The organism is Limosilactobacillus caccae, assembly GCF_900156885.1.
In the GTDB taxonomy this organism is placed as follows: domain Bacteria; phylum Bacillota; class Bacilli; order Lactobacillales; family Lactobacillaceae; genus Limosilactobacillus; species Limosilactobacillus caccae.
This window is the reverse complement of sequence record NZ_FTOY01000010.1, coordinates 168,701-186,719: the sequence shown is the minus strand read 5'-3', so window position 1 is coordinate 186,719 and position 18,019 is coordinate 168,701. Positions and strand designations below refer to the sequence as shown.

General features: G+C 47.6%; 2 protein-coding genes. Both read left to right on the top strand.

The features are described from left to right. Window positions 1–68: 68 nt before the first annotated feature. Window positions 69–1,421: a branched-chain amino acid transport system II carrier protein gene (gene brnQ / locus CZ502_RS04085; RefSeq protein ID WP_076459824.1), complete on the top strand. Its 1,353-nt coding sequence runs from the start codon at window positions 69–71 to the stop codon at window positions 1,419–1,421. A gap of 372 nt (window positions 1,422–1,793) precedes the next feature. After that, window positions 1,794–17,954 carry a Rib/alpha-like domain-containing protein gene (locus tag CZ502_RS04080; RefSeq protein ID WP_076459823.1) on the top strand — a complete coding sequence of 5,387 codons (16,161 nt, stop codon included), beginning with the start codon at window positions 1,794–1,796 and terminating at the stop codon, window positions 17,952–17,954. The last annotated feature ends 65 nt before the right edge of the window (window positions 17,955–18,019 follow it).

Sequence of the window (18,019 nt, the reverse complement as noted above, 5' to 3'; positions counted from 1 at the left end):
ACTTTTCACATGGTAAAATAAAACGTCAATTGAATGAGAATAAGTAAAAGAGGAGTGAATGATTAACGATGAATGCAATCAAAGCAGCGGGTAAGAACTACTTAATAATCGGCTCGCTGATTTTTGGGATGTTATTTGGGGCTGGGAACTTGATCTTTCCCGTGCACCTGGGACAGCTAGCAGGGAGTCATTGGCTAGCGGCGACGGGGGGCTTTCTCTTATCGGGGGTTTTCTTACCCCTATTTGCGCTCTTAGCGATTAGCATTACCCACGCTAACGGGCTATATGAGTTAGCCTTGCCGAATGGTAAACGGTTCGCCCTGATCTTTTTAATGCTGGTGCAGATCGTTATCGGGCCGTTATGCGCGACGCCCCGGACGGCGACTGTTCCCTACACGATTGGGATTGCCCCCTACCTAAAGCCGCAGATCCAGGGGTGGGGGCTCTTGATCTACACCGGCCTGTTCTTTCTTGTGGTGTATTATTGCGCGACCCGTGAAGGGAAGATTACGGAAATCATCGGGAAGGTCCTCAACCCGATCTTTCTCGTGATGCTATTTGTCATCTTCTTGCTGGCGTTTATCCACCCGTTAGGGGCTACATCGACGCCACAACCGACCCCTGAGTACCTGGCCCACGCTTTTAGTAACGGCTTTATCCAGGGTTATAACACGATTGATGCACTGGCGGCCCTTGTCTTTGGGGTGACGATTATTACGGCCGTCCGGCAGATGGGCTATCAAAGCCAGCAGTCTGTTTCACTGGCGACGACCAAGGGGGGCTTGATCGGGATCTTAGGTATCGGGGTCTTATATATCGGCTTGATCTGGTTAGGAACGATGAGCCGCCATCACTTTAAGATTGCTGAAAATGGCGGGACGACCCTTAATCAGATTGCCCATTACTACATGGGTGACTTCGGGAATGCCTTGTTGCTGACGCTGACGACGATTACTTGCATGACAACGGCGATGGGGCTAGTAGTTGCCTTCGCCCAGGACTTCCATTACCGCTTTCCCCAGATTTCTTACAAGGCCTTTTTGCGGGGAAGTTGCTTATTGTCGTTTATCGTTGCTAACATCGGCCTAGATCAGATTGTTACCTGGTCAAAGCCAGTTTTGATGTTCCTCTACCCGTTAGCGATCGTGCTAATCCTCCTCGGCATTTGCTCGCCCCTGTTTAAGGGGTCACCGGCAATCTACCGGTGTGCTACCTGGATTACAGTGATCCCAGCCCTCTTTGATATGGTAAACAATTTCCCGCCAGTGTTACGGGATACCGGCATTAGCCAGGCACTGATTTCCTTTGCCGATCGTTTCTTCCCGCTTTACCAGCTAGGTTTTAGCTGGCTGCCATTTATGGTGGTCGGAATTGTTATCGGTTGCTTGCTCGAATATGGACGGCGAAAATCATTAAAATAGAAGCAAAAGAGAACTGTTGCATTAGTTTGCGACGGTTCTCTTTTATTATGCGATTAATTGCGGTGAATACTTGTTATGATAGGAAGCAAGTACTAGTATACTAGTTTGCTAGCAGTAGCTAAGCGACGGGGCGCGAGAATAGCATACTAAACGAAAAAAAGGAAAGACCATCATATGAAATATATTTCATACGTCCGATGGGGAAAATCATAAAAAATGGCAGATGGTATTTTTTTATTTAGCCAGTGATTATTTTATAATTAAATTTGTTAGAATCACTTATCACCCTTCAGGAACGCTAAACATGTTATTCTAATTACGTTGATAGAATAAATTATTTTGTAATATGCACAATTTACGGGGGGTAAAAATATGTTATCGAAGAATAACCGGCACGAGCAGTTTCAAAAGCAAGAGCCAAAGAAACAACGCTTTGCCATTAAGAAATTAACTGTGGGGGTTGCATCGGTATTAATCGGGTTTAGCTTTATGGGGCTAAACGCGTCAGCTAATGCGGACGACGGTAGTGATGACGGTGCCCAACCGACACCTGATTCAACTGGCGATGACGAGCTTAATAATGCATCAAACCACACTGCCGTTTTGAGCACTGCCGCTAACACCAACTTTGCGGCTAGCCAAGCGGCTCAATCAGCTGAACCAACCAATACTGATATTGACACCAAGATGGCTGATGAGTACCAGCAAAAGGTTGCTGAAATTGCTGCAATGACTAACCCAAAGGCGCGGGAAGCAGCGTTGAACAACCTTAGTGGGCAAACTTCTGCTTCCGCAGATGATGCGAGTGAGACGGCTGACTTGAATGTCCAGCCAGCACAGTCACAAGCTCCGCAGGCGGATCCAGCACAGCTATTTCGGGCTTCATTTGTTGCAGTGCCAGCAGAGCCAGCCACGGAAGTCTCATCTTTTGCTGACTTCAGTAAGGCCTTCATGGACCCAACTGTCCACGTTATTAAGTTAACCAAGGATATTGACATTAGTAACTTGAGCTCCAGGGATGCCAAGGTTGATGGCGGTTTACAAGTATCTGGTGACCACGAACTCTGGACGGGTAAAAACGGGATTGCCCGTGACTTAACCATTGAAGGGGCCGATGACACTAACGCTACTAAGCTTAACTTGGGTAAGTGGTATATCGCTACTAATTCCAAGGACAATAATCAAGTTGACCGCAATGACACTGCGAGTCACAACTGGAACATTACCTATAAGAACTTAGATATTGTTCGAACTGCTAAAGATGTTAACCAGTCGGCTTCAAGTCAAACGCAAAATGAAGCCATAATTTATGTTGATAGCGCAAGTAAGTCTAACAACGTGGTTAACTTCGACAACGTTAACATTGATTTGAAGAACTCAGATTTAGTTAGTGTAAGTAGTACTTCGCAAAATGTCACAGTTAACATTGATGGGTTAACAGGTAAGATCGACTACGCTAGTTTGATCGACTCAAACGCACTTGTAAATAATGTAACCACAATCGTTAACTTTAGTGGTCAAAACGAAGTCACTGACTTACTGAACGGTAGTTACGACGCCATCCTTGCGAAGAGCGTTAACGTTAACGAAGGCGCCGACGTTAAGTTGCACGTCGGTAACCACCAATCAGGTCTGCAAGCGGATAATACCGATAAGAACAACATTATCCACTTGAGCAAGGGCGGCGACAACAATGTTACCTTTGGTAAAAACTCAACGGTTAGCTTTGATACTGTTCACCTGTCAGATGAGCTTGATAAGGATGGTTCATACTCTGAAGACAACATCAGAGGGATTAACATCCAAGACGGTGCTGAAGGGAAGGTAATCCTTGAAGACGGCGCGAATGTTAAATTTGATTTGGCTGCCGGACACTCAATTGCGGCCTGGGTATCAACGGTTGATATTCAGGACAATGCTACCTTTGACATTAAGACTAAGTTTGATATCAACGGTCATAAGATGAGTGAAGGTGGTACCTACGATAAGCACCAAATGGGTGTCTTCACTTTGGGTACTGCTAGTGCTGACGGTACATTAAAGGTTGGTAAAGGTGCGACTCTTAAGATTGTCCGGACCACTAGACCAGGGCGATTAGGTAACAGTCCATTAATTTCTTATGGTGACGTTGGTATTGCTCAATCAGGTTCTCATATTCTTGAAGTTGGTGATGATGCCACCATTGACTTACAAGATAATGCTGATTCAGACCAAGGTACTGATCGTAATAATGGGATGGGAGCTAACCTTGGTGGCGGAATCTACTACAAGTGGCCAAAGGGGGGCTATCCAGTAGTTGACAAAAATGGTCATACTACTTACTTGCCAGCAACTGACGTCCAAAAGACCGGGATGATCACCATGTGGGGTCACAGCACTCATGATTACTTCAACATGGGAAATGTTAAGTACATTAACTTCGAGCGGACTGGCCAACAATTCGGTAGTTTGTTCAAGTTTGCTGGTAACGACAACTTTGACAAGTATGGGAACAAGGGTGCTAACGACTTCTACGTTAATAAAGATCGTGAAGACGTTATCTTCCCATTTGCCCAGTGGAACGCCTATAACAATGGTGACCAGCCGGATGAAGTATGGCAATTGAAGTACCTCCGCTTTACCCAACAAGGTGGGGACCCCGGTTACAACCCATACTTTACTAACGGTCAAGGTTCACCTTCCCAGGGGACGGAACTTGAACACACTAAGATTGCCGATGGGGAAGACTGGGAAGTTGAATTTGCCAACGGTGACAAGTTAGCTGTCGACAAGCAAGGGAACAAGACTGCCGTGATTGATGGCCAGACTTATAGCAACTTCGATCACGTCACAGACCCGGACGAACTATCATTCTTGAATGACTTCAACCCATTTACTGCCCAACGGTGGGGCTTTGGTTCAAAGATGAAGGATCAATTTGGTCAAGACGGTGACAAGTACAAGGCCGAAAGCCAAGACATTGCCGTTAGCCAAAACCACACCTTAGACAATAATGATGCGCAAAACGCAATTAAGGATATTGTGAAGACAACTGACGGGACAGTTGTGACTGATGCGGTCAGTGAAAATAACCCATACACCTGGGATGCAAATAACACGCCAGATACCACGACCCCTGGAGACAAGACTGGGAAGGTCATCGTTTCCTATAAGGATGGTACTAAGGATACGGTTCAAGTAAACGTCACTGTAAATGCTACCCCAACGGTTAAGCCAGTTGAAATTCACAAGGGTGAAACGCCAGCGGCGAACGACGGAATTGCCAACCTTAATAATGGTAAGACGACGCCACAAGCTGGCTACCCAACTAACGCTGACTGGGCCAAGACACCAGATACTACTAAGACTGGTGTTCACTACGAAAATGCGAATGTTCATTACCAAAAGGGTGACGACCAACCTGTCGCCATTCCTGTGATCGTTACTGATCCAGCTAACCAAACCGCGATTGCCAATGAAAACGGGGTAGTCATCGTAACCAGCCAGCCAGTTGTTGCCCACAAGACTTCTGATAAGGAAGTCGCTGGTGCAGACAAGGCCATCGATCATGTTGATGTTTACACTTACGATGAAAACCACAAATTGGTACTTAACAAGCAGGCTTCAGCTGATGCCACTGCAACGTGGGCAACGCCAGTAACGTCAATCGTTGCTGATAATGGCTCCATTGCTACGGAAGCTGAAAAGGCTGATAACATTAACGTCACCTTCAAGGCCGGTACTGATGCAGCTAAGATTGCCAATGGTAAAACTGTTTCTGTTCCCGCTAAGGTGACCTTGTACGGTGCTTCTAAGAATGATGTAACGGTGGTTCACGGTAATGCTGTTCCAGATCCATCATCCTTAGTTGATACTAACGACTTAACCGAGGCCCACAATGCTGAAGTTAAGAATGTAACTTGGAACGGAGCTACCCCATCTACCGATAAGGTCGGCACCGTTAATACTTCAGTTTCAATCAACTTCGCAGATGGTTCTAAGTTAAACGTACCAGTTTCATTTGCAGTTACGAACAACAATGCTGATGACAACACGCCAGCAACGCAGAACATTTCAACTCCTGAGGGTGTGACTCCACAAGCACCATCAGTTGTTACTAACAAGCCAAGTGACAATGTTCCAACTGGCACTAACAAGTTGCCAGCAGGGACAACCGTAACGTGGACTGATGAAGACCAGGTTAAGAATGATGTTAAGACACCAGGTGAACACACCGAAGACGTCACCGTAACTTACCCAGATGGGACTACTGATAAGGTAACAACGACGGTAACCGTTGATGCTACCCCTACGACGAAGCCACTTCGGGTTGACGAAGGTAGCACGACGACTGACCCAACGTCTTCAATTACGAACATTAAGAAGGATGAACCAGGCTACCCATCGAGTGCAAGTTGGAAGGACGGTAACGGTCCTGACGCTACTAAGCCAGGTAAGCAAGATACAACGGTAACTGTTCATTATCCTGATGGCACAACTCAAGACGTAACTGTTCCAGTTGTCGTTACTGAACAACCACAAGTGCAACCAATTAAGCCTGACGATAAGGGTAACCTTGATCCATCAACAGCTATTACTAACTTAACTCCAGATGGTTCAAACCCAGGTAAACCGTCAAGTGTAACCTGGAAGACACCAGGCGAGAAGCCAACTGAACCAGGTATCTACAACCCAACTGTTGTTGTCACTTATCCAAAGATTGATGGCGAAGATACTCCAACTACTGTTGAAACAACAATTCCTGTAATTGTGCCTTCTAAAGATCAAGTGGTGATCTCAAATGATAAGGGTGCGGTAATTGTCACGACTGATCCAGCTGCTGTTAAGGCTCATGAAACTAGTGACAAGACCCAGTTAATCGATGCTAAGTCCGCAATTAAGTCGATCGACGCTTACAAGATTGTTGACGGCAAGATTTCAACTGATCCAGAAAACATCGCTACTAGCCGGGTAAAGGCAAGCTGGGCAACGACACCTGACACCACGGTCACGACGGCAACCGCAGCCGGCAAGAAGATTTCCGGCGCTAGCCTCAACATTGACCTTGGTACTACCGCTAGAAATATCTTTGGTAATGCCCGTCAGTCAGTAAATAAGACCTTTGACATTACTGCAGCTGGTGCAGAAGCGAAGGACAACTCTGCTAAGCCAGTCGCAATTAAGCTTGGCTCAGACTTAACTAAGGATCAATTCTCAAACTTAGTTAACAACCAAATTCCAACTGATCAAATTGCCTCAACTGCATGGCAAACGAAGCCAACTAAGGGCGGCGATGGTGTAATCCGGATCACCTTTACTGACAAGAACGGCAATGCGGCAACTTACTTGGACGTCAAGATCGATGCTAAGAACATGAACGTCAGTGGGGATGCTGATAACTACGATCCAACAACCAAGAACATCAGCGTTCCGCAAAACGACCCAACCGTTCCAGATGCTAAGACTACTGTCACTAACAAGGCGGGCGACCCAGTTCAACCTGGTGTGACTAACTTACCTAAGGATACCAAGATCGACTGGACGAACCCTGACCAAGTTAAGGACGATATCAAGACGCCAGGTAGCCACACTGAACAAATTACGGTTACTTACCCAGATGGAACTAAGGATACTGTCACGACGGACGTGATCGTAAACGCTGATCCAACGGTTAAGCCAATTGCAATCCACCCTGGTGACAAGCCAGCGGCCAAGGATGGAATTGGTAACCTTAACAACGGCAAGGACACGCCACAGGATGGTTATCCATCAGAAGTTGACTGGACAAATGGTGCTCCAGACACGACTAAGCCAGGCGTGCAAAACGTTGAAGCAACTGTGAAGTACCCATCAGGTGATACCACGACGGTTAACATTCCAGTGATCATCACTGATCCAAACACCCAAAACGTGGTCGCTAACGACAAGGGTGCGGTAATCTTCACCACGCAACCAGTTGTTACGCACAAGACCACGGATACTAACAAGGCTGATGCTGCTAAGGCTGTGAAGGCAGTGGATGTCTACACGTACGACCAAGATCACAAGTTAGTGCTCAACTCATCAGCTACCAAGACTGATACAGCGGCTTGGCAGGACAACAACTTTACTTCCGTTGTTTCCGGCAACCAGACCGCAACAATCAAGGACCAAGGAGAAGATGTCACGCTGACATTCGCCGATGGTAGTGACGCAGCGAAGATCACCAAGTCAATCTCTGCGCCAACGAAGGTCACCTTGAACGGTGCGACTGCAAAGACGGGGGTAAAGGCACAACGTGATGTGGCTTCATCAATGCCTAAGCCAAGTGACTTAGTTGATACCAGCGATTTAACTGCAGCTAATAATTCAGAAGTTGCTTCAGTTGACTGGCAGAATGGTCAACAGCCATCATTAGCGACTAAGGGTCAAGTAAACGCAACTGTTACGGTTACCTTTACTGATGGTTCACACTTAGATGTCCCGGTTACCTTCAACGTTGGCAACAACGATGCCGATAACTACACGCCGGCCACTACCCAGACAATTGCTACGCCAGAAGGAACTACACCAAAGGCTCCAGACGCAGTAACTAATGAATCAACTGATGATGTTCCAGCTGGTACTCCGAAGCTGCCAGAAGGGACGAAGGTAACTTGGACGAACCCTGATAAGGTTGCTGAAGATGTCAAGACACCAGGTAGTCATACTGAAGAAATTACCGTCACTTACCCAGATGGTTCTAAGGACACGACGACTACTACGGTTGTTGCCAACGAAGCCCCAAAGGTTACCCCAATTTCGGTTGACAAGGGCAAGACCCCGGATGCGACGAAGGCAATTACGAACCTTAAGGATAACGTTCCTGGCTACCCATCAAACATTGAATGGATCGGCACGCCAGATACTTCAAAGGTTGGTCCACAAAACATTCCGGCGAAGGTAACTTATCCAAACGGTGACCCAGTAGAAGTTACTGTGCCAGTTGTTGTGATTGATCCAAGTACCCAACAAGTGATCCAAAACGATAAGGGTGCGACGGTTGTCACGACAAACCCAGTAATCACGCACAAGACGACTGATCAAAACAAGGCCAACGCTAATGACGCAATCAAGAGTGTTGAAACCTACAAGATTGAAAACGGCAAGATTTCAACCACGCCAGATTCAACTTCAAAAGATGGTATTACTGCTTCATGGGATGTCACAACGGTCAGCGATGATCCGTCAACTACTCCAGAAGCTAGTCACAATGTAACGGTTAAGTTTGGCCCAGATAGCGACGCCGTTAAGGATGGAATCACTACTGCCGGGACCACGCAAACTGTTCCAACGAAGGTAACGATCGAAGGGGCAAAGGCTAGCGACCAAACCGTCGATGCTAATAACCCAGCAGCCCTTCATGATTTGAGTCAAGCTGACTTTGCGAAGGTAATTGATCACAGTGACTTAGACAAGTTGCCAGATAGTCAAAAGGTTACTGGCTACAGCTGGGCAACGGAACCTTCTGTCACTGACGGTAAAGTTGGCGACAACGGGGTCGTTAAGGTCAGCTTTGCGGACGGTTCATCACTGAATGTGCCAGTTGATGGCTCACACTTCAACTACGCCGGTGAAGCTTCCGAATACGCTCCTTCATACGCAGATGCGATTGTTAAGCAAGGCGAAACCAAGACGGTTGATGTTAACTGGGCTGATGATAAGAAGCCAAGTGACGGGGTAACTTACTCCATCACCCCAGGCAAGTTCAACTTCATTACGATTGACGAACACACTGGTAAGATCACTTACGCGCCAACTACCAAGACGCCAGTTGCTCCTTACTTCGTTCCGGTTACGATTCATTACGGGGATGGGTCAACAGAAACGGTGATTGCCCACCTCGGTGTTACTAACAGCTCAACCAGCATCAGTTTTGCTCACGACTGTGCTCTTGAAGCCAAGGCCGACGACTTACTCTTACACAACACGACTGGTTCAGAAATGGACCTTGAAAAGGGTGTCGCTAACACAATTGCTTACTTCAATACTTATGCTGAAGACCCAGCAATGCAAGAGAACGTTTACTCCTCGAAGTTAGTTGACCACTTCGTAAGACAAGTCGCCGCTGACGGTACAGTAACTTACGTGGCTGATGCCAACAGTACCCACCCTGGTATGACGATCAAGGGTGCCACGGTTGACTGGACTGACCAAAAGCCAAGCACAGTTGTTACCGACAACACTGGCTCAAGAAAGTACACCAATGTTGATAACGCTACGCCGAATGGTTACCCAACCCAAAGTTTACAGATCAGCTTAGACAACGCGAAGATGTACGATGCGCAAGGTAATGAAACGACGCTGAAGGGCTTCAATGGTCAGGATCTTCCTGCCAATAGCTTTGATCGCTTCACATTAGGCGCAATGTACCCAGGCGTTAAGATTGCCGGGGCAGAAGGTAAGCAAAACATTCCGGTAAACTTCGGAACGAAGGTACCAACTGATAAGGCTGGGATCGAAGCTTACCTTACCAACAACGACATTGAAAATAACACGGAAGATAACTTCAAGAAGTTAGGCAACTGGCAAGTTACGAACGTCAGCTGGGAAAAGAATGGCCAACCAGGCGCAAACGGTAACTTCGATGCCGACCACATGAACGGGGTTGTTCGTTACGACTTCAGCGATGGTTCATACTTGGATATCCCAGTTTCATTCAAGACTGGTGACCACATCACGCCATCAACTGACGGTTGGAATGACGAAACCCACAAGGATGTAACGCGGAAGATTGTTTACGATGTCACTGGCACGAACCATGCGGCAATTCCAGAAATTGATCAAACAGTCAGCTACACTCGTGACGGTTACGTCAAGCTTGACGCTGATGGTAACCCAGTTAAGGGTGCTGACGGTAAGACAGAAGTGATCTGGAATAACTGGAAGTTAGCTGACGGGCAAACCGCTACCTTCCCAGGTGTTGATGAAGTAACGCAAATCCATGGTTACGATTCATACATCAACAACGATAAGGGCACGAAGGTAAATGCGGAAGATGTAACGGTAACGAAGGGCGAACCACAAGATGGCGCAACTGTCACTGTTAGTTACCAAAAGCAAGGTGATATTCCGGTACCTGCTGATGATACTCATCCAGCAAATAAGGAAATCACCCGGACGATTACCTTTGAAGGTGTCCCAAGTGACAAGCAAGATGCTTACAAGAACCAGACGCAAACCGTTAAGTTCACCCGTGCTGACAAGAACGGCAACATCGGTCATAAGGACGCGGTAACTGGTGAAGTTACTTACAACCCATGGACCGTTGTCGGCACTGAAAGCACCTGGGCAAGTGTTGATGCACCAACGATCACTGAAGATGATGGCGCCGTTTACACCCCAGCAATTACTATTGATGGTCAGACTGCAAAGTCAATTGATGCGGTAACGGTTAACCCAGGTGACTCGAACAAGAGTGATGAGGGCGCTACTAAGAATAGTAAAGTTACAGTTGTTTACACTGAAACTACTACTCCTCACAAGTACACTGATGGTGACGGTAAGACCAACGATGACAGCAACCTCTATGTAACGCGGACCATTCACTACAATGTTCCAGCAGGCCAAGCTGAGATTGCGGATCAAGTGCAAACTGTTCACTATATCCGTAAGGACGCTCAGGGTAACTCTTACTACACTGATCAAGATGGTAAGAAGACCTACGCTGACTGGACACTTGCTGACGGTCAATCTGCTAAGTGGGATGCCGAGGAGGTAAACCAAATTGACAACTACGACTCATATGTAGATGGCAATAAGGAAACTCAAGTTAGTGAACAGGCTGTAACTTCAGCAACGAAGAACGTTACGGTTGAAGTAACTTACCAAGACAGTACCGAAACGGTAACGCCAGGTGAACCAGGGGTAACCCCAGTTGACCCAGCAAATCCTGAATACAAGAACTTGTTCAAGACCGTCACGCGGACGATTGAAGTTCAAGATCCAGCAACTGGTGAATACGCAACTAAGAAGACTGAAACGGTAACGTTTGGTCGGACTGGTGAATTTGACAAGGCTACTGGTAAGTTTATCCAAGACAAGTTCGGTGCTTGGAAGATCTTTGACGGTACTAAGTTGACTGATAGTGAAACTGGTACGTGGGCCGCTTACCCGGTTGAAAAGATCACTGACGACAAGACTGGTGCAGAATGGACGCCATCAATCACCATTGACGGTGAAAAGGCAGATGCAATTACTGATAAGACAGTTCACGCAACTGATGGTAATAGCACTGTTAAGGTTTCATACACTGAAACGACGACGCCAGTTCCTTACCAAAAGGGTCAGGACGGCGTAACGGACGAGATGGATGAATACATTACGCGGACGATCACAGTTAACTACCCTGAAAGTGCAACTGACAAGACGCAACCAGCTAAGCAAGTAGTTCACTACACTCGTAAAGATGATAAAGGCAATGCCGGCTATATCATCAACGGTGAAAAGAAGATGAACGACTGGCAGTTAGTTGGTAGCGACACTTGGTCAGCCTACACTGCTCCTGAAGTCAAGGGCTACACTGCAAACAAGAGTGTGGAGGCTAAGAAGGTCGCTGCTACTGATAGCAATGAAACTGTCGAAATCAACTACATCAAGAACGGCAGCGCTGGTGTTAAGGCTGACGACAAGAACCCAGCAACCAAGGACATCACCCGGACGATTAAGTCCACTGGTTTACCAGCTGGCTACGAAATCGCCGACCAAACACAAACTGTTCAGTTCACGCGGGAAGATGCTCAAGGGAACATCGGTTACAAGGATCCAGTTACGGATCAAGTAACCTACAACGACTGGAAGCTAGTTGATAGCCAAAACGGTGAATGGAAGGCAGTTACAGTCAACCCAGTAACAACTGACAAGGGTGCTGTTTACACCCCTGAAATTGACGGTAAGGTTGTCAGTGAAGTACCGGCCAAGACCGTTTCAGCAAGTGATGAGAACACGACTGTTACAGTTAACTACGCTGAAACGACGACCCCAGTTCCTTACAACAAGGGCCAAGAAGGCGTCAACAATGATAGTAACAAGTACATCACACGGACCATCACTGATGAAAAGCCTGCTGGCACTGTAACCAAGAAGGAAACAGTTCACTTCAGTCGTGAAGATGACAAGGGCAACGCCGGTTACAAGGACAGCCAAGGTAAGATTACTTGGAACGACTGGCATGTAGTTGGTGACGATACGTGGGATGCTTACCCAGTAGCTAAGATCACTGATGACAAGACCGGCGCTGAATGGACGCCAACAATTACGGTTGACGGTCAAAAGGCCAACTCAATTGATGAAGTGACTGTTCAGTCTGGTGATAAGGACAATAAGGGTGCAACCCAAGACAGCAATGTAACGATTACTTACACTGCGACGAAGGTACCAGTTCCTTACACGCCGGGCAAGGACGGTCAAAACGACGAAAGCAACCACTACGTAACCCGGACGATCCACTACAATGTTCCAGCTGGTCAAAACGCAATCGCCAACCAAGTTCAAACCGTTCACTACATCCGCAAGGACGCCAACGGTAATGCTGGTTACAAGGATGCTAATGGCAAGTTCACCCCAGTTGAATGGACGCTTGCTGATGGACAATCTGCTATGTGGGCTACGCAAGATGTTGCGCAAATCACCAACTACGATTCATACGTTGATGGCAAGAAGAGTACTCAAGTTGCTGAACAGACTGTGACTGCTGGTACGCAAAACGTTACGGTTGAAGTAACTTACCAGGACAGCACGGAAACGGTAACGCCAGGTGAAAATGGCGTAACTCCTGACAACCCTGATTACAAGGACTTGTTCAAGACCGTCACGCGGACGATCAACGTTAAGGATCCATCAACTGGTAAGGTTACGACGGAAAAGGTTGAAACGGTAACCTTCGGCCGGACTGGGACATTCGATAAGGCAACTAACAAGTTTGTTGACTTCGGTACTTACCATGTTTACGCCGGTAACAAGTTAACTGATAGTGAAACTGGTACTTGGGCAGCCTACACCGCTCCTGAAGTTGCTGGTTACACTGCTGACAAGACGGTCGAAGCAAAGACCGTTGCCGCTACTGACAGCGATGAAACAATCGAACTTCACTACACTGCTGGTAATCAATCAATGAACTACATCTTCGTTGATGATACTAATAACGGTGCGCAAGTAGGGACTGCGGTTAACTACAGTGGTGACACTAATACAACTGTTGATGTAAGCTTGACAGTTCCAGCCGGCTACAAGTTAGCTGATGGTCAAAGCTTGCCAACGAGTTACACCTTCACTTCTGCTAAGGACCAACAAGTTAAGATCCACGTGGTTCACGCAACCAAGACCGTTGATGAACACAACATCCCAACTGGTTACAGTAAGGATGACTTCGCAAAGGAAATTACGCGGACAATTACCGCCCACGTTCCAGCTGGCGACCAAGACTTGAGTCAACACGTTACGATCCACCGGACTGGTACCTTAGACGAAGCCACTGGCAAGATTGTTTCATGGAACCCATGGTCAAAGGACAGCTTTGCGGCAGTGGATGCACCAACAGTTAAGGGTTACACCCCTGACAAGGCAACTGTTGAAGCAGAAACCAACGTAACAGATGGCTACAATGATCCGAAGATTGAAATAAACTACACCAAGAATGACAACATTCCGGTTAAGGCTGATGACAAGAACCCAGCAACCAAGGACATCACGCGGACGATTAAGTCCACTGGTTTACCAGCTGGCTACGAAATCGCGGACCAAACACAAACTGTCAAGTTTACGCGTGAAGACGCCCAGGGTAACATCGGCTACCAAGATCCAGTTACGGATCAAGTAACCTACAATGACTGGAAGCTAGTTGATAGCAACAACAGCAGCTGGAAGGCAGTAACTGCCAGCCCAGTAACGACTGACAATGGTGCGGTTTACACGCCTGATATCAGCGAAGTACCAGCCAAGACTGTTGCCGTAACTGATAGTGACACAACTGTAACGGTCAAGTACACGGAAACGACAACGCCAGTACCATACGAAAAGGGTCAAGATGGCGTCACTGATGAGATGGATGAATACATCACCCGGACAATCACCGTCAACTACCCAGCAAGTGCTACTGACAAGACGCAACCAGCTAAGCAGGTAGTTCATTACACCCGTGCTGACGAAAAGGGCAATGCCGGATACATCGTCAACGGTGTGAAGAAGATGAATGACTGGAAGTTAGTTGGTAGTGACACCTGGGCTGCTTACACGGCACCAGAAGTTGCTGGCTACACTGCTGATAAGACAGTCGAAGCGAAGACCGTTGCTGCTAGTGATCACAATGAAACGGTTGAAATCAACTACAACCACAACCGGAAAGTTGTTAACCCCGGCGATGTTAAGCCAGGTGACAAGACGAAGGCCCAATACAAGGACATGTTTGGTTCTGCTACAAGAACGATCCATGTTAACATGCCTGATGGTTCAAGCAGAACCCTCCCTGCGAATAAGCAAAGCTTTGAACGGAGCATGGTAATGAACGAGGCTACTGGCATGGTTGATGCGGACTTCACTGGTACAATCGATGGTGTTCAATACACGAACGGTTACAGTTCATGGACTCCAGCAAGCGCAGAATTTACCGCAGTGGCTGAAAAGAACATTATCCACAACGGTGAAGAATACGTTGCCACGGTCACTGGACCAACCGCCAAGGGTGACAACATCGTTCCAGCAATGACGGTTGCAGCACAAGCGGGTGATCAGACTTTTGATTACACCGTTAACTACAACTTAGCTGGGACGGACGCTGCTAACTACCACCCAGCAGGCAAGCCGGTTGAAACCACGAAGGGGCAAACTCCAGCAGCGAAGGCCGGAATTGACAACCCTGATGAATTACCAACTGGTACGACCTACACTTGGAAGACAACTCCAGATGTATCGGTTCCTGGTACTGATGTTCCGGCAATCGTGGTTGTTCACTACCCAGATCAAACAACTGACGAAGTAGCAACGACGATTCACGTCACTAGTGATGCGGAACAGAACACGCCACAGCCAAAGGTAATTACGGTTAACCCAGGCAAGACACCACAGCCAGAAGATGGGATTGGAAACAAACCAACGGATCACGTTCCAGGTCCGAAGTTGCCAGATGGTACGACCTACACCTGGAAGGATGGCAAGACCCCTGACACGACGACGCCAGGTGACAAGCCAGCAACGATTGTGGTTCACTACCCAGATGGCTCGCAAGACGAAGTGCCAACAACGGTTCATGTCAACACCCCAGATGCTGATAAGTACAGCCCAGCTTACCCAGAAGTAGTTACAACCCCTGGTAAGACCACCACGACTGATGTTCAATACGATGGTGACAAGCCATCCAAGGGCGAGGTAAGCTACAAGATCACTGATGGTGCGGATGTACCAACCTGGGTAACGGTTGACCCATCAACGGGAACGATCACGACTGATGTTCCAGCAGATACCACGACTGAAGTCATCACGATTCCAGTAACGGTAACTTACAACGATGGTAGCCAAGACCAGACAAGCTCAACAGTGGTTATCGTTGCGCCAAAGGATCAAGCAAAGAACCCAACGACGCCAAAGGATACGATCAAGAACCCTGAAAACTTGCCAGGTGACACGACCGTTGACTGGAAGCCAGGCGACGAACCTGATCCACACAAGAAGGGTGACCAACCAACGACTGTCGTAGTAACTGTTCCTGGACACGACCCAATCGAAGTGCCAACCGTTGTTAACTACGGTGACCCGACTGACGCCGATAAGAACACGCCAGAAACCAAGCCGGTATCTACGCCACAGGGTGAATTACCAGATGCTGGTGAGGCGGTCACAAACAAACCAGGCGACGACGTTCCAGGTCCGAAGTTGCCAGACGGTACAACCGTTAACTGGACGAACCCAGACAAGGTTAAAGACGATACGAAGACTCCTGGGACCCACCCAGAAGAAGTCACCGTCCACTACCCAGATGGTTCTGAAGACAAGGTTACGGTTGACGTAACGGCTAACGAAGCGCCACAGACGCAAGCAGTTAACACGATTATTGGTAAGGTTCCAGAAGCTGCAGATGCAATTACTAACTTGAAGGATAACGTTCCCGGTTACCCAACAAGTGCCGAATGGACAAAGACACCGGATGTTTCTAAGCCTGGTAACAGCGAAGGAACAATCAAGGTAACTTACCCAGATGGCTCATCTGTAACGATTGAAGTTCCAGTCACAGTCCGTGATACGACTAGGCCATTGCCATACGATTCTAACAACAGCAACATGAACCGGGAAGTTAGTCGGACGATTGAAGTTGTTGATCCGGTAACGGGTAAGACAACGACAACTGTGCAAACTGTTCAGTTCACTCGTGATGGTGAAGAAGATGTTGCTACCGGTGAGATTACTTACAACCCATGGCAACCAGCACGGCAAACTCTTTCTGCGGTAACGATTAACACAATTAAGGGTTACACTACCCACGTTGACGGGGATGCTGGCGAAATGACGGTTACTCCTGAAACTGCTGATTTAACAGTAACGATTAGCTATGACGCTAATAAGCCTGAAGGCAAGAACATTACTGCCAATGAAGGTAGTTTGCCAGCGCCAAGTACCGCAATTAAGAACCCTGATGACTTGCCAGACGGGACGAAGTATGACTGGAAGCAAATGCCAGATACTAACACGCCGGGCGAAAAGAAGGCCACAGTGGTCGCCACATTGCCAGGTGGTGCGCAGGTTGAAGTGCCTGTCACAGTGACGGTTCAACCATCCGATGCTGATAAGTACAACCCAGAAGCACAACAAGTAACAACGCCAAATGGCCAAGTACCAAACGCTTCTGAGACGATTAAGAACCTCGGTGACTTACCAACAGGGACAACGGTTGAATGGACAAACCCAGCCAAGGTTGCTCAAGATGTTAAGAACGACGGTACTCATACTGAAACGGTCACGGTAACTTACCCAGATGGTTCAAAGGAAAACGTCACTGTTCCGGTTAATGCGGTCACACCACAAGGACATGATCTTTCGACCGTCGAAGGAGAATTACCAGCTCCTGCCACTGCCATTGTTAACCAGAGTCAAATGCCAGATGGTACACGCTACGTATGGAAGCAGGCACCGGATGTCAATACCCTTGGTGACAGTGAAGGCATCGTTGAGGTAATCTTCCCTAGTGGTTCAACGGTTGATGTTCCAGTTAATGTTCACGTTATTGCCAACGCTAACGCCCGTGGTGCAGGTGAAGAAGACGGCAATAAGAGCGAACAGGTTGAAAATGCTACTACTGATAAGAACGATAACAGTGCTGCCACGACTGCTGGCAATAGTGAGGAAACTGCTGTTCAAAGTAATGAAAACACTGGCAAAAAGGCCACTACTCAAAGCGATAAGAACAATGGTAACCAAGCTAATGCCAAGAAGTTGCCACAAACTGGTAACGACGGTGCTGAGAGTTCAGCTCTTGCTGGACTAGGCCTTGCATCGCTTGCAGGGATCCTTGGCCTTGGCAAGAAGAAGAAACGCGACACCGATAAGTAAACCTTTCTTCCCCCCTAAAAGGTGATGACTTAGAGATGGTGCGCTAAAAAGACGCTCCCGATCAT

Excerpts from the sequence above, each read along its gene's own strand:
- CZ502_RS04080 (WP_076459823.1), top strand. The coding sequence starts at position 1,794 with ATGTTATCGAAGAATAACCGGCACGAGCAGTTTCAAAAGCAAGAGCCA.
- brnQ (WP_076459824.1), top strand. The coding sequence starts at position 69 with ATGAATGCAATCAAAGCAGCGGGTAAGAACTACTTAATAATCGGCTCG.